Raw genomic sequence first — 21,686 nt, forward strand, 5'->3', positions numbered from 1 at the left:
CCGCCAAAGTTCAACACGCCCTAAGCAGTCATTTCACAATATACAGCTTTTATTATTCTGCTTGTTTTAAAAAATACGTTTCGGCCAGTCCGTTATGTATTCCAGCTAAGTCTATTTGTATTTCATCGATAAAGTCATGCAACAGACCATTTTTAAGTACTCGTACGTCTTTATTTTCTAACTCAACAATTGCATCATCAATTGATTTAATAATTTCTGTTGAGTTTGGCAAAGGTAAAACCAATGCTTTTAATTCATTCATACAAAATAAAATAGATCGTGGGAATACTTTGCTGTGCATCACAAATTCTATTACATCAGCACGCTGTACTCTAACGCCCATTTCTTGGCGATACATTTGATAAGCACTTAACGAACGCAATAAACTGATCCACTGAATATTATCAAACGGCTTCACTTCTTCTTCATTAGTAATTAACGTAGCAGAGCGAATATCTAAAATTCGCGATGTCATATCTGCGCGCTCTATAATCGAACCAAAGCGGATAAAAACATAGCCCTGATCATGATTAATTGTGGCATCTAACGCCCCAAATATTTGATGGGCTGAATCTATAATCTTTTTTAAATAATCAAAACGTCCGCGCTTTGTTATCCCTTCTTTTTGATTATCTTTTACATAATAATAAAGAGAGTTAATTTCTTCCCATACATCTCGAGGTATTACATCGCGGATTGTACGCGCGCTTTCTCGTGCCGAAGTAATAGAGTTTAAAATTGACGAGCTGTTATCACTACCAACAAGTAAATACCTTAATGCTTTTTGTTCAGTAAAATCAGTATGGTTTTCTGAATACGCTTTACGCACACCAATAATATCAATTAATGGCTCCCAGCCAGTACATACGCCTTTGGGTAAATCCATCATCAGTAAATTGTTAACGTTGATTAAACGAGCTACATTTTCCGCGCGCTCAATGTATCGAGATACCCAATATAAAGTTTCGCCTACTCTTGATAACATATTATTTAGCCTCTTCGTCAACAATCCAAGTATCTTTACTGCCACCACCTTGTGATGAATTAACCACCAAAGAGCCTTTAACCATAGCAACACGCGTTAATCCACCAGTGGTAACTTGCGTATCTTTACCTGATGATAAAATAAACGGTCTTAAATCGGTATGTCGACCATCTGGTTTATTACCATCAAATGTTGGTACTGTTGATAAATCTAATGTTGGTTGAGCTACCCAGTTTCGTGGGTCCGCTTTAATTTGAGCAATACACGCTTCTTGTTCTTTTTTAGTCGATTTAGGACCAATTAATAATCCATATCCGCCAGATTCATTTGCTGGTTTAACAACAAGCTTATCGATATTTTTAATCACATGGTCGCATTCTTTCGGATCTAAACATTTGAACGTTGGGACATTAGCAAGTTTAGCTTCCTCGCCTAAGTAGTACTTAATCATCTCAGGTACATAGGCGTAAACTACTTTGTCATCAGCAACACCTGCGCCTGGTGCATTAACCAAAGCAACATTACCTTTAGACCAAGCACGCATTAATCCAGGAACGCCAAGTTGGGATTCTGGTAAAAAGGCTTCTGGGTCTAAAAACAAATCATCTATACGACGATAAATAACATCAACTCGTTGTAGCCCTGTGATTGTTCTCATGTATACACAGTCATCTTTTTCAACAACTAAATCGCGCCCTTCTACCAGTTCGCAACCCATTTCTTGGGCAAGGTAACAATGTTCAAAATAAGCGGAGTTAAACACCCCAGGAGTAAGTACCACGACTTCTGGTTTATCTTGTGGACGAGGCGACATTGCCGCTAGCATATCAAATAATTGTGAAGGGTAATCATCAACAGGTAAAATCGATACTTGCTCAAATAATTCAGGGAATACACGCTTCATTACAGAGCGATTTTCAAGCATATAAGATACACCCGAAGGAACACGCAGGTTATCCTCAAGCACATACATTGTACCGCTACCATCGCGTACTAAATCTGAGCCACAAATATGCGCCCATATTTTATTTGGCGGGTTTATTCCCACGCATTGCTGGCGAAAGTTAACTGATTTTTCTAGTAACCCTTTTGGAAAAACACCATCTTTTATTATTTTTTGGTCGTGGTATAAATCATCTATAAAAAGGTTAAGCGCTTCAACACGTTGCTTTAAACCAACCTCTACGCTTTGCCATTCTTTTTTACCAATAGTTCGCGGAATAATATCAAACGGCCAGGCTCTATCTATCATATTACCTTCGTTGTAAACCGTGAAAGTAATACCCATTTCTTTAATAGCTAAATCAGCAACCGCTCTGGCTTTTACTAATTCTTCTGCTGATAAATTAGCAAAAAATTGTGCTAATTGTGTTCCATGCGATCTAACGTTTCCTTGTGCATCAATTAATTCATCAAAGAAACCTTTTGTTTGGTACGCTTTCCAATCAATTTTCATACACTCTTTCACCTTATCCATCATCATATATGACGTAGTTAAACTGCTATTCCATTCGAATCATATCAACCGCTACATCAAGCAATTGACTACCGCCACCAAATACCACTCCTTTTAAAGGAGTTACGTCAGAAAAGTCTCGCCCTACGGCTAGAGTAATATGCTGATCGCGTGGTAAAACATTATTTGTTGGATCAAAATCAACCCAACCAAAGTTTGGCACAAATACCGCAAACCATGCATGAGTTGCATCTGCACCTTCTAGCTTTTCTTCGCCTTCTGGCGGCATGGTTTCTATGTACCCACTTACGTATCGACCTGCTAACCCTACGCTGCGTAAGCATGCAAGCGCAAAGTGTGCAAAGTCTTGGCAAACGCCCCTTTTTTGTGCAAAAACAGTGCTCAAAGGCGTACTAATTGTTGTAAAACCAGGATCATAATGAAATTCATGAAAAATCCGTGCCATTAAATCTTTGCATGCAGAAATTATATTTTTGTGTGCATCAAACGAAATTAATGCGTATTCCTTAATTCCTTTATCTATTGGAATAAGCTGTGAAGGTAGTACAAATTCAGACGTTTTTAATAATTCCGCTGTATTTGGTTTAACCAATAAATCACGTACTTTTCGCCAAGCAATATCAACGCTCTCTAAATTACTATTAGCGCCGACTAACAGTTCTACCTCGCTGATCATCGTTACTTTAAGTTTTTTATGCTGTATTGCTATTTCAAACGCTGTTACCTGATTATTAAAATAATCAGTAAATGTTTGTAAGTAAGTCGGTGTAGGTTCAATTTCTACACGACTACTGTGGCATATTTGCCCGCGATTCGTTTTTGGCGTTAATCGCGCTTGGTTTTGACACAAACTAACAAAGTCAGAATAATTGTATGTAGTCGAGTGCTTTATTTTATATTTCACGATTGAGCTTGCTCAATGTTAGTCCAGTTCAATTTATTTGCCGTTTGGGTATGAGAAAAATACTGTAGTAATAATACATCACAAAATGTATCTAAGTTCATACGCGTATTATGGTTAAATTCGATTAACTGGTTACGTTGTCCATTTTCACTTTTTTGTAGGTAATCTTTCTCAGTTACATAACAACTTGTTTTAGAAAGTAAAATTGCTTTTTCGTGTGCCGCAATTACGCCTTGTCTGCGTTTTGTAGGTAAATGCTTACACAACTTATTAATTTCCTCTAACTGAAATAATAAAGAACGTGGGTATTCGGCATCTAAAAGTAATAGCTCAAGCCCTGTACCAATGGTTTGATACATTCTGTATCGGCGCTTATGCGTAACTAAACTAACTTGGCAACTTAGCACTGCTTCAAGTAAGCCAAGCTCTTCGGGCTCGTCTAACTCTTTGGTTAATAAAGCCGCACTTAATGATGTTATTTGTAAGCTACGCTCTACTCTTCTGCCCATTTCGAGTAAAAACCAGCCATTACTATTTGGCATACAATCTGTAATCGAGCCATTAAAAGCCATAATTGAGCCTATAACTCTATCTAGACTGCTTTGCATTGCACGCGTTGGAATATTAATATTTACATTTTTAAATACTTTAATTTGCTCATTAATATCATCAATTATTCGGCGACTATCATGAGATAGTAATTCTTGAATTTGCACCGACGCATTTGCAATGTACTTTAATGTATTAATAATACTGCCAGCGCATTGCTCGTCTGCAAGGAGTTGAAAGGCGGTTTCTTTAGACAGATTTACATCAATGCCATCTAGTTTTAAATCAGGTTCTATATAGGGATAAACAATATATTGCGACCTAATGGCATTAGAAAGCCGTGCAACTATACTTTTTCGTATTGAATCTGGGTAAACAGAAAACTCGGTGTACTTGTCTATAAAAATACGCAAAATACGTATGGTGTTTTCGCAGCGTTCTAAGTATCGACCCAACCAAAAAAGGTGCTCAGCCGTACGGCTCGAAATAACCCCTTCAAGTAGCGTTACATCCATTCTTTTTCTAATGGGCACCGGTGGATTATGCTCGCCTAAATCAACTCTATCGGCTGTATTTATCCATGTATCTTTGATCCAACCAGATATTCTCGGATTGTTACTTTTTTCGTTCGAAAAGCACAGTGCTGAAGGAAGTACTTCTACGCCATTTTCAGTGGTTAATGCATAACACCTAAACACCACTGGCTTGGAGATTAATTGCCCGTCATGCCAAAATGGTGCACTGCTAAAAGAAGGTTTTTCTTGGAAAAAGTAATTATCGGGTTCTTTGCTAATAAGTAGCTTTATTTCTTGCTCGTCTAACACTCCATCTAACTTAAGTGTAGGGTCTATAGCAGATAGTAGTTCGAGATTATTCCAATCAACGGCTTGCGCTTCTTTTACACTTAAGTAATTTGGCTCACCTAACAACAGCGGTTGTTTTAAAATTTGCTGCGATAACTTTTCTAAGTTGCACTTTATTGAAGGTGACGAGAGCACACCGCTACCAAACGGGTTTAAAACCTTAACCGACCCTTGTCGTACCGATTGTAATAAGCCCGGAATACCATGAAGTGAATATTCAGTTTGCTCTAAAGAGTCAATACAACGATCAGAAACCCAGCGTAAAATGACATTAATTTTACCCAAGCCTTGTAACGATTTTAAACAAACGTCACCACCACGTACGGTTAAGTCGGCGCTTTGTACTAATGTATAGCCAAAGTAGGTAGATAGGAATGCATGCTCGTTGTAGTTAGGGTCATCAATTCCTTGGGTGAGAATTACAATTCGTGGGTCATCCATATAGTGGGTATATTCGTTAATACCCTCTTGGAATAGGTTTAAAAATTCTTTAATTTGCTGAACATTACATTCGGCAAATTCTTCAGCCATTACACGCCTTGCAATAATACGGCTTTTAATTAATAGCCCTAAGCCCAGCGGGCACTGACAATGATCGCTTAATACTTTAAATTCGCCTGTTGGCGTGCGGTAAACATCTAATGCAGTAAAAAAAAGTGTTAATTCATTACTAGGTAAACTAAAACCTTCGCGTAAGTAATTAGGGTCTTGAAAAAGCTGCTTTGCAGGAATATGACCATCAACTAATAGTGTTTGGTCACCGTAAATATCTTGCTGAATTTTATTTAATAAAAGGGTTCTTTGTTTTATTCCCTCTTCGAGCAATGCCCAATCAGCTTTAGATAACATAAATGGCAATGGGTCGAAGTGCCACTGCTTATTGCTTTCATTTTTAATATTGCCATTTTGTAGCAATTGGCTAATTTCTGTAGCGCGGCTACTAACATCATCTGCTGTTAGACTAGCTAAACGCTTAAATAAAGTATCCCAATGGTCTGGGTTTAAACCACTGTGGTTTGCTAGTTCATCATGTCCATGTGATTTATCAAGGTATAAAGACAACCACTCAGGCAATTCCGGCATCGCGTTATTGTTAATATACAAGCTGAAAGCGCTCCAATTTATAGTAAATAGCCGTGTTCATAATGATGCTTTAAAAATATTTAGTCATTCCACTTTAAATAATTTCAAAGTGGAATGACACAACTATCAATTATTATTTAAAGTTGGGCTGCCTGCGTAAATCCAAGGTATTTGGATAATCAGGATTACTACTTTCTTCATCAGGTACCACGTATTCACTTGCGCTTTGCGCCGATTGAAAACTATGCGTAACCGCCGATGGGCTCCAGCTTGGTTCTGCTGATGCAAGTAACGATGGTGTATGCCCATGCTCCCAAAATCTTGCAACCCTGCGCCCTTCAGCTTCAAATGCATTAACCGGTAGCGTTTCAGGATTACGACCCCCAGCATGGCTCACATGATATACAAAGCCTCCAACTGAACGACCTTCCCACGTATCGATTAAATCAAAAACTAATGGAGCATGTACGCCAATAGTTGGGTGAAGCGCTGTAGGTGGTTGCCAAGCTCTGTATCGTATACCCGCGACCATTTCATCTTTTGCTTTACCTTTAACCGGTTTAAGCGGCACTCTTCGACCATTACACGTTACAACATAGCGATCGCTCATTGTTCCTTGTACTTTTATTTGTACTCTTTCTAATGACGAATCTACATAGCGCGCCGTACCCGACGCACTTGCCTCTTCGCCTAGTACATGCCAAGGCTCGATTGCGGTTCTAAGCTCAAGTGTAACGTTATCAAGTTCTCGCGTTCCACATACCGGAAACCTAAATTCAAAAAATGGATTTAACCAACTTAACTGAAATTGAAAACCTGCCTGTTGTAAATCGCGGCTTACTTCAGCTAAATCGTTTTCTACATATTGTGGTAATAAAAACTTATCGTGTAACTCTGTACCCCAACGTATTAATGGCTTGTGGTAAGGTTTTTTCCAAAACCAAGCTAGTAAAGTACGCAACAGTAGCATTTGCACTAAACTCATTTGTGAATGTGGAGGCATTTCAAAGCCTCTAAATTCTACAATCCCTAAACGACCTGTGGCTGAGTCGGGTGAATAGAGCTTATCTATACAAAACTCTGCTCTGTGTGTATTACCCGTTAAATCCACTAATAAATTACGCAGTAACCTATCAACTAACCAAGGTTCAGGCACCTCACCTTCGGGCATATGCGAAAAGGCAATTTCTAGCTCATATAAAACTTCATCACGGGCTTCATCCACTCGCGGTGCTTGGCTTGTAGGACCAATAAAAAGCCCCGAAAATAAATACGACAAACCAGGATGATGCTGCCAATAGGTAATAAAACTTCTTAAAATATCAGGTCTGCGTAAAAATGGGCTTTGCTCAGGTGTTTCGCCACCAAGCGTTACGTGGTTACCACCACCAGTACCAGTATGGCGACCATCTGCCATAAACTTATCGGTACCTAATCGGCATTCTTTTGCTAAACCGTATAACGTTGTGGTTCGACTGACTAATTGATCCCACGATGTTGAAGGATGAATATTTACTTCAATAACACCTGGATCTGGCGTTACAGCGTATTTTTCTACGCGGCTATCTTTAGGTGGGCTATAGCCTTCAATAACAAGCGGCATTTTAAGTTCTTTAGCCACACTCTCTATACTACTTATTAAACCCATGTAATGTTCAAAATGACTTGTTGGTGGCATAAATATATATAAACGCCCCTCTCTCACTTCCATTACAAGCGCAGTTTTAACCATTTCTTTACCAATAAAGCCCTTTTTAAGCTTTTTAGCTTTGGTAAAATTTTCTGGAATATCAAACGGGTCGCGGTCAATAATATTGCCGCTCCATTCAAGGCTATCTAAAGGCAAGCGATACCCCATTGGGGATTCACCAGGTAATAAGAAACAATTGCCTCGTTTAAACTCCCACGTACACGACTGCCAGCAGTTTTTGCTATCGTTCCATTTTAAAGGGAGAACATAGCCAACTGGCTTTTCTATACCTTTATCCATTTTTGCTAAAAAGCCTTTTCGGCTCATTGCATGGAGAAGCTCTGGTTGATCTGGCTTTATTTCGGTAGGTAATGAGGCTTCTTGCCACATATGATATAAAATATCTTCATAAGCCGTAGTAAGTGCCTTGGTTTCAAGACCAAGTGAGTCACATAGTTTATCAGCAAACTTTTTAGTATCGGTATGATCAAATTTATAGTCTTTATTAGGATCGGCTAATAGTGCGGCATCTTGCCATAAAGGCTCGCCGTCTTTGCGCCAATAGCACGCATATTGCCAACGTGGTAATGGCTCACCCGGATACCATTTACCTTGTCCGTAATGAGTAAAGCCACCTTTTGTGTATACTTTATTCATTTCTACAAATAAATTTTGAGCTAATATTCTTTTTTCTTTGCCATCGGCATCAGTATTCCACTGAGGATGTTCCATATCGTCAATAGAAATAAACGTAGGCTCGCCACCCATGGTTAAATGTATATTTTCTTCGTTATAAACATTATCAACATGCTGACCTAGGCGGTTAATTGCCGCCCACTGCGCCTCAGAATAAGGCTTAGTTACACGTGGGTCTTCGTGTACACGCGTTACTTTATTATAAAAGCTAAACTCAGATTTACAGTCGTCTATACCGCCTGTAACCGGCGCCGCCGAGCTTGGCTCTGGCGTACATGCCAATGGAATATGCCCTTCACCGGCAAATAAACCCGAGGTAGGATCAAGCCCTATCCAGCCAGCACCCGGAATATACACTTCGGTCCATGCATGTAAATCGGTAAAGTCTTCTTCTGGGCCACTTGGACCATCTAATGATTTTTGATCTGAGGTTAGCTGTACTAAGTAGCCCGATACAAAGCGAGATGCCAACCCTAAATGACGAAACAGTTGTACTAACAACCAAGCGGAATCACGACACGAACCTGTTTTTTTACTTATTGTTTCGTTTGCTGTTTGTACGCCAGGTTCTAAACGAATGCCATAACCAACTAATTCATATATAGCTTGATTAACAGCGACTAAAAAATCAACGCTTCTAAGCGGCTCTTTAGGATTTAAAGATTCAATTAATTCTTTAAATTTTGGACTGGCTTTGCGTTTTTTTAAATAAGGAGTGAGTTCTGATTTTGAAATAGCATCGTAAACAAATGGGAAGTTTTCGGCGTAATCTTCTAAAAAGAAATCAAAAGGATTAATAACCGTTAGTTCGGCGACCAAATCAACTGTAAAACTAAATTCGGTAGTTGGCTTGTTAAACACTACCCTTGCTTGGTAATTACCAAAAGGGTCTTGTTGCCAATTTATATAATGATCTTCTGGTACTATTTTTAAAGAATAGCTTTTAATTTTAGTACGGCTATGTGGCGCGGGACGTAATCGGAATATATGCGGCCCCATATTAACTGACCGATCGTATTTATACTGAGTATGGTGCGAAATCCCAACTGTAATTGTCATCTATTAATTCCCCTTTAATAATGTATGGCCACAATATAACGCTGAAAAAATTATTTGGACTAATTCACTTGTGCAATTTTTATACCAGCAAACTTATAAATTAGTGCTCCTCATCCATTTGCCGACTCATACACAAAGCAACGCCATGCATAAAGGTTTTGACCAAATTAATAGAAAAAACACACCAACTCTGTAAAAATTAAACTTAGTGTAATTTATACCATCAATTTTAGATTTTTAATGGTGCAGATAATGCACCAAAATAGTGCTTAAAAATAACTTACAATTAAAACTAGTTAATTTAAAATATTGAAATAAAACAAATAATGTTAATTTTTTAAAATACTTACTCCGTTATTTATAACGCTAAACGGGTATAATTAAAAGTATTTATTTATAGTTTAAAAATCATTAAAAATAATCATTAAATAGTAAGAAATAGTTCACAATAAAGCTGCTGTTAAAGTAAGTAACGGTGCTATACTAGATCGATTTTTAACCGCTTACGTTACAGCAAAACTAACAATCTCGATGAGATAAAACAAGCAACTTTTAATATAAAGATGCTTATTTTAAAGATTAGTTTTGCAGCGGTGTGTTTTAATTTCAGACAAAACAGAACACGTCCAATTAGAAAAACCAACACACCTCACTAACCTGTTAATTTTTCATTATCATCAATGCTAAAGGTAATGCAGCACTAGGGCGTGTTGTTCTTTGGTGGTTGAATTTGCAGCAGTGTGTTTGGTATTTAAGCAAGGCAGAGTCTATGATGTGTGGTTGTTCCCCATACATAGGCGATAACGCAGCATAAATGCCAAACATGCGCTGCCCCTGGGTTCTTTCTAGGGACGATTGACTCTTTGTTGCTCGGTTTTTACTTAGCCCACTAGGTTACAAACCTCGCGCCGCGATTAAATCGCCCCTAGATTGAACAAATTTCAATCCCAAAAATCAACACGGCCTAGCGTATTTTCAGATTTTTTAAATCAACCCAATCTACCTAATAGGATATTTTCTTATGCAAAAGCTAACAGATGTCGGTGAAAACTTAGTTAATGGTATAGCATCTCGTTATAACCTCAGTCACGATGCAGTAATTCACATGTTAGTTAGCGTTAATAACGGCGGTTGCTCAATGGCACAGTTTAATTGCCCAGAACTTGGTGGTTCTGGTCAATGGATGCGTGGCGGAATGACAATGGTTGGCGACATGTTTAACAACGGTTTAAAATCAACCGTTGATAACTTGTGCAACGAACTTGCTAATATATTGAGCAATAACCAAATATTTCCGGTTATTCCTGCAGGAACGCCTGGCAGCAATCAATGGTGGCCAGGTAATCTAGGCAGCCCATTTAGCAGTGGTGCGCAAAATAATATTCGCTACGCTATATTCCCTAATCGCTTAGCCGTTGAATTAAATGGACAAGTGAGCGTATACGACACGTTAGATCATAATATTGGTGGTGTAAGCCAACAGCAAGGCAATAATACCTCTCTTACATTTAACAGTCAGTGGGGGACAATTAATGTAAATACCCTGCCATTAATTTCAGGGCAAACGCCAACGCCTCCAGAACCTAAAAAAGATTTTACGCAGCAAGTAACGCAGCCGAATTTTGCATCGTTAACACCAAACCAAGTTGAAGCACCGGCTAATAATACTGTGGGGCAATACTCGGTAGACGAAACACTTCAAATTATTGAAAAGTTAGCACAACTTCGCGACTCTAATGCGTTGAGTGATGATGAATTTAATATTAAAAAGTCTGAACTTTTAAAAAGGATTTAACCACTATCCTCCAATAGCATAGCGCTAAGTAAAAGTGGTTTATACGGTCTCTTTTTTATTCGGTAACATATGAAAACATTTAAATGTAATTGCACAGATCAACTTATTTTATTTTTTGAAAGCAGCCATTGTTTGGCTTGCGGCAGAACCGTGGGTATTGATGACGATTTCGATCAAGTTGAACCCTATGAAATTGATGAGCAATCGGGGTTATTTTACAAAGCAGAAGCGCCTGAAGTTTTTTATAAAAAATGTGATAACAACGCTCAGTATCACGTATGCAATGGTATGGTTAATTTAGACACATTTATACCTGTTGCCGATAAAGACGAAGTGCTGTGTTTTTCGTGCCGCTTTAATGAAACGGTGCCCGATTTAAGTATTGTTGAACATATTCCATTATGGAAAAAAATGGAGACAGCAAAACGTCGCGCTTTGTATACATTAAAATCATTATCACTCCCTTTAAATACAACGATTCAAGAACCTGAAAGCGGATTAAGCTTCGATTTTATAGCAGACCGTAACGTAAGCGATCACTTTGTAAGCCCTATTATAGGTCAGGACGTTGTATTTACAGGGCACGATTGCGGGCATATCACTATAAACCTAGCCGAGGCAGACGACGTAGCACGCTCTCAAGCTAAAATAGCAATGGGTGAGCGTTACCGTACTTTACTTGGTCATTTTCGCCATGAACTTGGTCATTATTATTTTGATCAACTAATCGCAAATTCACCAAAAAAACATACTTTATGTAAGCAATATTTTGGTGATGACGAATTAGATTACCAGCAAGCGCTCGATACTCATTACAAGCAAGGTGCGCCAGCTAACTGGCATGAAACCTTTATTAGTGAATACGCTACTATGCACCCTTATGAAGACTGGGCAGAAACATGGGCGCATTACATGCATATTATCGATACTTTAGAAACAGCCAAAAACTTTTCAATTACAGGCTCAACAACGGGTAATGAGTTTGAATTAGATGAAGCAGACGAGCTTCGATTGCCACAAAGTGCTTATTACTTTAATTCACAAACATCGATTGATGCTATTTTAGATACTTGGATGGAATTTTCGATCATTCTAAATTCACTAAATCGCAGCATGGGACTTGCCGATGCCTACCCATTTGTACTTACTCAAGCGGTGCGAACTAAGTTATCTTTCATCCATCATGCCATTCATAACAGGCTCAATTTAATGCCTGATTTGAGCATTGGAAAAGTGTAATAAAATAAGCTCAGTCCAAAAAACATTTTAATAAAGAGCCATTTATTCTTGCTATGACTTTTCATGCATAGGTAGGTGGCTTTTTTATGATGAGAAAAAAGCCGTAAAAATAGTATATCCCCTACTTTCTCGCTGAAGCTTTGTTAGTTTGTCACAGCGAGGTTATTCTTAAGTCGACTTATGATTTTTTCTTGGTAAATACTAACTGTAGAAAACTTTTGTATTGAAACAAATAAGTCAGTTAGTTTTTCGTTAGATATATCAGAGATATTAATCCCTTTGTATATAATAGGTGCATTATTTTGTCTGGTTAGATTATTCGACAGTAAAATATTCAATTTTACTGTACGTGCTAACTCTTCTTGATACAGAAAAAACTCTCTTAAATGTGTGCTAACAATATTGGCTGATTTTGATCTGTCTATCATTAAAATTTCGTCAATTAGTCGATTTAACCTGCTGCGAGACTCTATTGCTTCGTCGAGAATATCTAACCAATTAAGCTTTGTATTTGATAGTAAAGATAAAAAATATACCGTACGTGCTTTATTGTAATTAATAAAACCAGGCCACATAACATCTTCGCTAGATACTGTAAGTGCTTTATCGAACTGCTCAGCGGCAGATTTAAGATACATACTTACTTCTTCAAGTATTGATGGCTCTATGGTATTAATATTTTTTTGAGCCAGCTCTAAACCATCAATCGACAAAATATCTACAGAGTTCATATTTAGCGACTCTCGTAATAAATGCATGCCTTTTTTGTTGTAATACAAACCTAGGTAATTATGGTAAATGGTTTTTGTCACTGGATTACGAAGAATTGGACCTCTCACATGAAGTAAGTCTGCATGAATATTAAAATTATCATCAGCTACAAAACTTTGGTAAGACACAACAGCTTTAAATAGCTTTATTGTTTCCGTTATTTGAATTGAATTACCTTTACTCACCGAGTGCAATATTTCACAGCGCCTATCAACTTCTGACAAAATTGAATCCATACGCTTTTTATAAAGTACTTTGTTAGTTTCTGATGCATTAAAAACAGCTGGAAATAAAACAATTAGGTCAATTATATATTGCAGGGTATCGGCAAAAAGAACGGCGGTTTCTGACTCTTTTTTTAGTTTATGCTCAATAGAGTCAAAAATTTCTTTCTCTAGTGTATTTTCATCTTGGGACTTAAACTGGTTAATCAACTCTGGAAGTGAGGTTACGTAATTTTCATTATCTAAAATGTTACCTTCCATTTTGCTAATATTATTTACACTATCAATTGATGTATATGTTCTAACAGTAATAAATAAAGCTAATACGGCTATACAAAAGCTTACTGTTGATATGGTAAAGCTTAGTAAATCTTTACCTTCTTTTAAATCATATACCCATACAGCAAGAAAAGCTGAAAGTAGAACAAGTAATAATATTGTAAAATATAACATTTTTGATGTGCGCATATGTCTTCCAGACTTGGGTCGAGATACAATCTAATATTGCTGATTTATAACACGAAAAACGCAGACTTCACACGCAAACTGAGAGTTACATAAGTTATTTATTATCGAGCGGTGAAGCCTTTACTGAACGTAAATAATTAAATATTTGTATCACTCTTCCCACTTGCCCAGCGCTTGTTTGTCACTTTGTTTAAACTCAACCCAATTTGATGAGTCTTTAAAGTGCTCTTTTTTCCAAAACGTGGCATGGTTTTTTAAGTAATCCATTATAAATTGTGCGCCTTCGAACGCGGCTTGGCGATGGCGGCAAGTTACGCCTACAAATACAATTTGCTCGCCAAGTGCTAAGTAACCAACGCGGTGAATAATGCATATTCTCGCCAGTTGCCAGCGCGTTTGTGCTTGCTCTGCTATAGATTGAAGCAGTTGTTCGGTCATACCAGGGTAGTGTTCAAGCTCAAGTGCAATAACGTTATCGCCACTGCTGAACTCTCTTACCAATCCTGTAAAGGTGACAACAGCGCCATCGCTTTTATTATTACTACAAAGCGTATTGTGCTCGTCACCTACATTAAAATCATCGGTTTGTACTTGAATATGTATGCTCATTAACCACCTGTAACCGGCGGGAAAAAGGCAAGCTCATCCCCTGCTTTCACTATTGCGTCGCTTGATGACATAGTTTGGTTAAGCGCTGCAAGTAGCTCACGCTCTTCCAGCCACGGTTGCCAGTGCGGGTATTGGCTAACTAATTTTAATTTAAGCTCTGAAATACTAAGCGGCTGCGTAATCTCAAGGCTTAATTTACTGCACTTTAACCGCTCTTTTAGTTGCCCAAAAAACAATAACTCTACTTTTTGGGCGCTAGATATAACATTGTTTGGATTAATCGCGTTGCCAACTGCCATTTTTGCCCCCTGCTTTTTGAGTAACGCGCATGCCGCTAATTTCCATTAGTGGGTCGGCTGCTTTACACATATCAAACAAAGTAAGGCTAGCCACAGATACCGCTGTTAACGCTTCCATTTCGACCCCGGTTTTACCGGCAAGTTTGCAGTAGCTGGTTATTTTAATTTGGCTGTTTTCTTCATCAAGTTCAAAATCAACAGCGACTTTACTAAGTGCAAGGGGATGACAAAGCGGAATTAAATCAGCGCACTTTTTAGCGCCTTGAATACCTGCAATGCGTGCCACGCCTAGCACATCGCCTTTTTTGTTTTGATTAAGCATTACTTGTTCAAAGGCAAGCTTGCTCATGCTAATAAAGGCTTCAGCTGAGGCATCGCGCAAGGTTACTTCTTTGAGCGATACATCAACCATATTAGCTTGGCCGTTTTCGTCAACGTGGCTTAGCATACTATTGCTCACGCGATTCACACTTTTTACCAATGGTAATGTGCGGTGCAAAGTTACACGGTTTATGCATTGAGTTAAGTTGATCTTTTATAATGCCTGTCCACGCTGTTTTACATGCGCCAGTAGAGCCCGGCATACAAAAAATAACGGTGTTGTTAGCAAGTCCTGCAAGTGCACGCGATTGAATAGTTGAGTTACCAATTTCACCGTACGATATATGTCTAAATAGCTCACCAAAGCCATCTACGCTTTTATCAAACAGCGGCGCAAATGCCTCAGGTGTTGAATCACGTTCAGTAAATCCTGTACCACCAGTCACTAAAATAGCGTGAATGGTGTCGTCGGCTATCCACTGCGATGCAATAGCGCGCATTTGGTAAACATCATCTTTTACAATTTCTTTATCCGCTAAGTGATGACCCGCCTCAGTTAGCGCTTTAATTAAGTAATGACCAGAAGTATCGGTAATCGCATCGCGCGTGTCGCTTACTGTAAGTACGGCAATGTTTAAAGGTATTTGTGACTCGCTTGTGTGGCTCATAATGTTCTTCTCAATTGGTTAATGCTTTGGTCAAAATGCTCATTTACAGCTTTAAATTGCGCCGGTGTATTGGTGTTTATTAATGCATGCGCTTTACTACATAAAAGCGTTTGCACACCAATGCTTTGGGTAAACTGTTTTATTGATTTATGACTGTTTGCGTTTGTGAGTATGTGTTTTAAATGATTTTTTACACTGCTTGTATTACGAATATACAGCGGTAGTGGTTCATTTTCAAAGTGCCAAGCATGTATTTGTGACTGATTTAATTGATTGCTCACACTTTGTACGTTATTTGACTGAGAAGCCAGCACTATTGTGCTTAACAAACTACTCGTAAGTAGAGGCATATCTACCGCAGTAATAAGTAAATCGTACTCGGTGGCTATTAATGTTGAGTAAATACCGCCAAGGGGTCCACTATTGGGGTATATATCTTTAACGTACTTTTCTGAAGGATAATCGCTCGGCGAATAATGGCTCGATGACTTGAGCGGATTTATAACATTGCGGCTTATTAGTATATTTTTAGCACCTGCGTCTTTTAATAAATCACACGCATTGTGCAATAGTGTTTTATTTTTTAAAACTAAATCGGCTTTGTCTGTGCCCATTCTTGATGACTTACCACCAGCAAGCACAACACCTGTAAAATCTCGCTTAACTTTCATATTAGCTTTTATATGAGTATTCACATCAGCTTCCATGTTAGCCGCCCAACATAGCTAAGTGAGTTGTCGCGCCTGTTAAGCGTTTATCTAGCTCATGGCTTATTTCTTTATTGCCCATAGCAGCTCGAATAGCCTTTACGGTCGCTGCAGTATCGTCCTCATTTAGTAGTTCGCGTAAATCTATACCTTGCTCGGCAAACAAGCATAAGTGTAATTTACCCAGCGCCGACACCCTTAATCGGTTACAGCTTTTACAAAAATCTTTACTGTACGGCATTATTAAACCAATACGGCCATCGTAATTAGGATGACAAAATTCCTCAGCGGGTCCATTTAATTTTCCCCTAACGACTTGTAACCAACCTTGGTCGAGTAATTGGGCTTTAACTGTTTGTCCACTTAAGTGGTTTTCTTCAAAAAAGGTTGCGCCGTCACCTGTTTCCATTAGTTCTATAAAGCGCACCGTAACTCTGTGGTGTTTTACCCACGCTAAAAAATCCTTCAATTGGTTTTTATTAAACTGCTTGGCAAGCACCGCATTTATTTTTATATCTTTTATTCCCAGCTCTACCGCGCGTTCAATTCCTTTTAAAATAAGGTTAAGTTTGTCGTGCCCTGTTATGAGTTTAAACATACTCGGATTTAAACTATCAATACTGACGTTGAGCGCATCAAGCCCTGCTTCTGCAAATTCATCAATTTTCTTTAATAAATTAAAGCCGTTGGTAGTAATGGCTACTTTTTCTATGCCGGGCGTGTTTTTACAAAGCTTTATAATATCGGTTACGTCGTTTCGTAAGCATGGTTCGCCACCTGTAATACGCACTTTTTTAGTACCTAGTTCTGCAAACGCATTTACAAGCGTGCTAATTTCATTTTTATTTAAAAAATTACGCGGCGTATCGCACTGATACCCGTTTGGTAAACAATAACTACAACTAAAATTACATACATCGGTTATTGAGAGGCGCAAATAGTTAAACTGCCGACCAAATTGATCATTAAGCATATGCTTCCTTTTTTCTTTACATTACAACCGCAACATCAATGCTGCTAGAACCTGCTTTGTAATGTTGTTTTATTAATTGGCTTAATTGTGTTTTACACGAACCGCAATTCGTTCCACATTTAAGTTCAGACCCCAATTGCTCGACTGTGTTTGCACCGTTTTTAATGGCGTTTATAATTGGCTGCTCTCTTACTTTAAAGCAGCTACACACTTGCACACCTTGGGTAAATTCTTCATCGGGGGTTGCATAAAGCAAAGACTGTAACTGTGTAAAAGTCAGTAATGGCTCTGCAAACAAATGGTTTATCCACTCAAGTGATATTTCTTTTTGTTCATTAGAAATAACACCAACAAACGCTAATTGATCGTTTTGAATACACTGCACATGCATGGCTTTTGCCGTATTCATAGCCGACCACTGCCCTTGTAAACCAGTTAAGGTTTGGCAGTAATACAGTAAATCACTTTGTGGCTCATTAAGCGCCAATTGGTAATTAAAGCAATTACTAGCATTAACTTTGAGCCAAAAATCACTGTTTATAACAAGTTCGTTTTTAGCAAACAGCTGCATATATTGCACAAAGGGTACTTTAACTATATTAACAGCACCGTGTTTGCACTCAGCCTGACCAGATAGAGGGTCAACTACCGATTGATACAACCCACTTACTGTTGCTGATGACGCAAATTGCTTATTCCAATGAATAGGCATAAAGCATTCACCTTTGCGCACGGCATCGGTTACTTTTGCATGCGCGGTAACCTGCCCAGTTAGGGCAATTGCACTTATTAAATCGTTTTGTTTAATTGCTAATTTACTGGCATCAAGCGGATTAATTTCAATATACGGGCGTGTAATATGCGATGAAAGCGCAGTGCTTTTACCCGTGCGGCTCATGGTATGCCATTGGTCGCGTATACGCCCTGAGTTCATTACAAACGGATAATCATTTGATGTTTTTTGCACCGGTAATTGCGGCGTTATAGGTATAAAACGCGCTTTTTTATCAGCGGTGCTAAATTGGTTATCTGTAAAAACCTGACCATTTTTATAAGGCTTATTTTTAACAACAGGCCACATAATGGGTTTTAAATTATCGTACTGGCTTTTTGTGAGCCCAACTAAACCAGAGAGATTTAATAATCGGCTGCCGTTATTTTCAAAGTCGGTTAATTGTGCCCATTCTTCAAAAATGCCACTTGGGTCTGTAAAATCAAACCCTTCAAAGCCCATTTTTTTAGCTACATCGCACATAATTTGCCAATCGTTTTTAGCTCCCGCATAAGGCGCTACTAACGGGCGCTGCCTTGATATTCTGCGCTCTGAGTTGGTTACTGTGCCGTTTTTTTCGCCCCATCCGGTTGATGGAAAAACAACATCGGCAAATTTTAACGTATCACTTTTTGCAATACAGTCAGATACAACTACCAGCTCGCAGGTCTCTAATGCCTTTTTAATAGCGGCGTTATTGGGCAAGCTCACCATTGGGTTTGTTGCCATTATCCACACCGCTTTTATTTTGCCTGCGGCTATTTCATCAAACATATCAATGGCATTGCTGCCTGCTTTTTTAGCGATCGTTGGCGAGAGCCAAAAACGTTGTACAAGTGATTGATGCGCTTCGTTTTCAATATCTAAATGCGCCGCTAACTGATTAGCCAAACCACCTACTTCGCGCCCGCCCATCGCATTGGGCTGCCCAGTAATCGAAAACGGACCGTTGCCTGGCTTAAGTAATTTACCTGAGGCTAAATGCGCATTAATAATGGCGTTGCATTTATCTACACCCGAGCTTGATTGATTTATACCCATTGAATAAAAGCTAATCGCACTTGGGCTTTTAGCAAATAGCGCGTAAAACTCAGTGACTTGCTCAATTGCTATATCGCAAAAGTCGCTAACTGCCTCACAGCTCCATTTTGTTGCCTCTTGCAGTGCGCTTTCAAAGCCGTTTGTGTGCTGAGCAATAAATTGCGTGTCGAGGTGGTCATGCTCAATTAAATAATTAAGTAAGCCGTTATAAAGCGCAGCGTCACTGCCTGGTTTTATATTTAAAAATGTGTCGGCAAGCTCAGCGGTGTCGGTTTTACGCGGATCAATAACCACTACTTTCATATTTGGGTTAAGTTGCTTTGCACGCTCCATTCGCTGATACAAAACAGGATGAGTCCATGCGGCATTAGAGCCAATTAAAATAAGTAACTCAGTTTGCTCTAAATCCTCGTAGGTACACGGCACTACGTCTTCACCAAAAGCGCGTTTATAACCTGCCACAGCAGATGACATACACAGGCGCGAATTTGTATCAATATTGCCTGAGCCTATGTAGCCTTTCATTAATTTATTCGCGATGTAGTAATCTTCAGTAAGTAACTGCCCCGACACATAAAATGCCACCGCATCGGGTCCGTGCTTTTGTATTATATCGTTAAATTTATTGGCAACATGGTCGGTTGCTTCATCCCATGTAACGGATTGGTTATTAATAAGAGGCGACGTTAAGCGATTATCACTGCCTGTTGTGTCGAGCAAATGCGTGCCTTTTACACATAAACGACCAAAGTTTGCGGGATGCTCTCGCATGCCTTCAAGCTTGGTTGGCACATTATTAAAAAGTGAAATATCAACACCACACCCTACACCACAGTAAGCACATGTTGTTTGTTTTAAACTCGTTTTATTTATAGTTGGTGACGTGTTTGCGGTTGCCATACTGCTCTCTTTTAGTGTGCTTTAATTTATGCGGGCTGTTTAACAGGCTCATTAATAGTAACTACGTTAATAGTGTTACTTGCTTTAGCGAGTGCGCTGTTTATTACGTTTTGAACGAGCTTTTCACAACCTCCACAGCCTGTACTGGCTTTGGTGCTTTGCTGCACACTTGCCAAATCTATGCAGCCTTTAGCGACTGTTTGTTCAATGGTGTGTTTAGTTACTTTATGACAAGCGCAAATAATAGCGTCATCAGGCAAGTCGTCGGCGCTTAGCTCTGCTATGTCGCCGGCAAGGGGCATAATGAGCGCTTCGGGGGCGGTGGTAAGTTCAATGTCGTTTAAATGATATTGCAGTAAATTATCGTAATCGCTGGTATCGCCAACAAGTACCGCGCCAATCAGCTTATTACTTTGTGAATTAGTGACTACTTTTTTATAAATGCCATTGGATTGATCCTCAAAATAATAGCTTATTGCGCCTTCGCTGCGTGCATGCGCATCGCCAATAGAGCCCACTTCAACACCCATTAATTTAAGCTTAGTGCTCATATCGGCACCGCTAAATTCATCGGCTTTATTGTCTAAGCCAGTACTTTGCAAAGTACCTTGCTGCGTATCTTGTAAAATATGCCCAACTGCTATTTTAGCCATGGCGTAACCGGGTGCCACTAAGCCAAAAATAAAGTTATTCCATAGTGCACATTCACCAATCGCGTATATGTTTTCATCACTCGTTTGACAGTGGTTATTAATTACAATACCGCCGCGCTCACCTAACTCTAAATTAAACTCGCGGGCTAAATTATCATAAGGGCGAATACCCGCCGAAAATACAATCATGTCGGTTTCAAGGGTTTTACCGCCTTTAAAACACATTTTGTAACGGCAACTTTCACCTTCTACTATTTCCTCAGTTGCTACCGATGTATGCACAGTAACGCCTAAATCTGTAATTTTGTTTTTTAGTAGCCGACCGCCACCCGCATCAACTTGTACGCCCATAAGTTGCGGTGCAAATTCTATTACGTGAGTCTGTAAACCCAGTTGCTTTAATGCGTTTGCAGCCTCAAGACCCAGTAAACCGCCACCAATTACCACGCCTACTTTACTACCGTGGGCTGAGTTTTTTATTGCGTGTAAATCGTTTATGGTCCGATAAACAAGGCAATGCTCACGATCTTTACCCGGTATAGGCGGTACAAATGGAAATGAACCTGTAGCAAGCACAAGCTTGTCGTATTCAAACGACTCCCCTTTAGCGGTCGTTACAGTTTGCGCATCACGATTTATATCAACCACTTTAGAATGAGTATGAAAGCGTACTTGCCAATCGTCATAGGTTTTATTGCATGTAAGTGCGAGGTCGTCTGCGGTTTTGCCTTTAAAAAAAGACGATAATTGCACACGGTCATACGCTAAACGGTCTTCACCGCTGAGTACCGTAATCTCAAATTGCTCATCAGCTTGATTTTGAGAAACCAGCTGCTGCACAAAATGGTGCCCCACCATTCCGTTTCCTACTACTACAACACGCTGCTTGCTTAGCATTTACTCACCTTAAAATGATATCTACTTTAGTAATTGGCTAAAA

16 protein-coding genes are annotated in these 21,686 nt (G+C 39.1%); 2 read left to right on the top strand and 14 right to left on the bottom strand.

The annotated features are described in order from the left end of the window. Window positions 1-52: 52 nt before the first annotated feature. The 5 genes from I6F43_RS11210 to I6F43_RS11230 form a co-directional block, all read right to left on the bottom strand. Window positions 53-985 (bottom strand): alpha-E domain-containing protein, encoded by a 933-nt coding sequence (locus tag I6F43_RS11210; RefSeq protein ID WP_007585221.1) that lies wholly within the window; start codon window positions 983-985, stop codon window positions 53-55. Window position 986: 1 nt separating this feature from the next. Beyond that, complete coding sequence (locus tag I6F43_RS11215) at window positions 987-2,441, bottom strand: circularly permuted type 2 ATP-grasp protein (RefSeq protein ID WP_007585223.1); 1,455 nt, start codon at window positions 2,439-2,441, stop codon at window positions 987-989. 46 nt (window positions 2,442-2,487) lie between these two features. Continuing rightward, the gene (locus I6F43_RS11220; protein WP_024590933.1) at window positions 2,488-3,366 is read right to left on the bottom strand and encodes a transglutaminase family protein; all 879 of its coding nucleotides are present in this window, start codon (window positions 3,364-3,366) and stop codon (window positions 2,488-2,490) included. Beyond that, window positions 3,363-5,882, bottom strand: a complete 2,520-nt coding sequence (locus I6F43_RS11225) for a circularly permuted type 2 ATP-grasp protein (RefSeq protein WP_024611321.1) — start codon at window positions 5,880-5,882, stop codon at window positions 3,363-3,365. The genes I6F43_RS11220 and I6F43_RS11225 overlap by 4 nt, the downstream gene beginning before the upstream one ends. A 112-nt stretch (window positions 5,883-5,994) precedes the next feature. After that, window positions 5,995-9,306, bottom strand: coding sequence for a transglutaminase family protein (locus I6F43_RS11230; protein ID WP_197102342.1), 3,312 nt, complete (start codon window positions 9,304-9,306; stop codon window positions 5,995-5,997). A 1,021-nt stretch (window positions 9,307-10,327) separates the two neighbouring features. Between I6F43_RS11230 and I6F43_RS11235 the strand changes: the two genes are divergently transcribed. Both I6F43_RS11235 and I6F43_RS11240 read left to right on the top strand, forming a co-directional pair. Continuing rightward, window positions 10,328-11,101, top strand: a complete 774-nt coding sequence (locus I6F43_RS11235; RefSeq protein WP_169044821.1) for an SHOCT domain-containing protein — start codon at window positions 10,328-10,330, stop codon at window positions 11,099-11,101. Window positions 11,102-11,170: 69 nt separating this feature from the next. Beyond that, window positions 11,171-12,340, top strand: coding sequence for a zinc-binding metallopeptidase family protein (locus tag I6F43_RS11240; RefSeq protein WP_169044822.1), 1,170 nt, complete (start codon window positions 11,171-11,173; stop codon window positions 12,338-12,340). A 143-nt stretch (window positions 12,341-12,483) separates the two neighbouring features. Here the strand turns inward: I6F43_RS11240 and I6F43_RS11245 are convergent, their stop codons facing one another. From I6F43_RS11245 to I6F43_RS11285, 9 genes are all read right to left on the bottom strand, one after another. Continuing rightward, entirely contained in the window at window positions 12,484-13,803 is a 1,320-nt protein-coding gene (locus tag I6F43_RS11245; RefSeq protein ID WP_197102344.1) for a hypothetical protein, read from the bottom strand. A 150-nt stretch (window positions 13,804-13,953) separates the two neighbouring features. Continuing rightward, window positions 13,954-14,412 carry a molybdopterin synthase catalytic subunit MoaE gene (gene moaE, locus I6F43_RS11250; RefSeq protein WP_197102346.1) on the bottom strand — a complete coding sequence of 153 codons (459 nt, stop codon included), beginning with the start codon at window positions 14,410-14,412 and terminating at the stop codon, window positions 13,954-13,956. Next, a complete protein-coding gene (locus I6F43_RS11255) occupies window positions 14,412-14,711 on the bottom strand; it encodes a MoaD/ThiS family protein (protein ID WP_197102348.1) in 300 nt (99 codons plus the stop codon). The genes moaE and I6F43_RS11255 overlap by 1 nt, the downstream gene beginning before the upstream one ends. Further along, on the bottom strand, window positions 14,689-15,159 hold the full coding sequence (gene moaC / locus I6F43_RS11260) for a cyclic pyranopterin monophosphate synthase MoaC (protein WP_197102441.1): 471 nt from the start codon (window positions 15,157-15,159) through the stop codon (window positions 14,689-14,691). The genes I6F43_RS11255 and moaC overlap by 23 nt, the downstream gene beginning before the upstream one ends. A gap of 1 nt (window position 15,160) precedes the next feature. Beyond that, on the bottom strand, window positions 15,161-15,700 hold the full coding sequence (moaB, locus tag I6F43_RS11265; protein ID WP_024607910.1) for a molybdenum cofactor biosynthesis protein B: 540 nt from the start codon (window positions 15,698-15,700) through the stop codon (window positions 15,161-15,163). After that, entirely contained in the window at window positions 15,697-16,407 is a 711-nt protein-coding gene (locus I6F43_RS11270; RefSeq protein WP_197102350.1) for a molybdenum cofactor guanylyltransferase, read from the bottom strand. The genes moaB and I6F43_RS11270 overlap by 4 nt, the downstream gene beginning before the upstream one ends. A gap of 1 nt (window position 16,408) precedes the next feature. Beyond that, on the bottom strand, window positions 16,409-17,380 hold the full coding sequence (gene moaA / locus I6F43_RS11275) for a GTP 3',8-cyclase MoaA (RefSeq protein ID WP_197102352.1): 972 nt from the start codon (window positions 17,378-17,380) through the stop codon (window positions 16,409-16,411). 16 nt (window positions 17,381-17,396) lie between these two features. Beyond that, window positions 17,397-20,093, bottom strand: coding sequence for a nitrate reductase (locus I6F43_RS11280; RefSeq protein ID WP_197102354.1), 2,697 nt, complete (start codon window positions 20,091-20,093; stop codon window positions 17,397-17,399). A 26-nt stretch (window positions 20,094-20,119) separates the two neighbouring features. Beyond that, window positions 20,120-21,643 (bottom strand): FAD-dependent oxidoreductase, encoded by a 1,524-nt coding sequence (locus I6F43_RS11285; protein ID WP_197102356.1) that lies wholly within the window; start codon window positions 21,641-21,643, stop codon window positions 20,120-20,122. Window positions 21,644-21,686 lie beyond the last annotated feature (43 nt).

The sequence above is a fragment of the Pseudoalteromonas sp. NZS71_1 genome, from assembly GCF_015864305.1.
In the GTDB taxonomy this organism is placed as follows: domain Bacteria; phylum Pseudomonadota; class Gammaproteobacteria; order Enterobacterales; family Alteromonadaceae; genus Pseudoalteromonas; species Pseudoalteromonas arctica.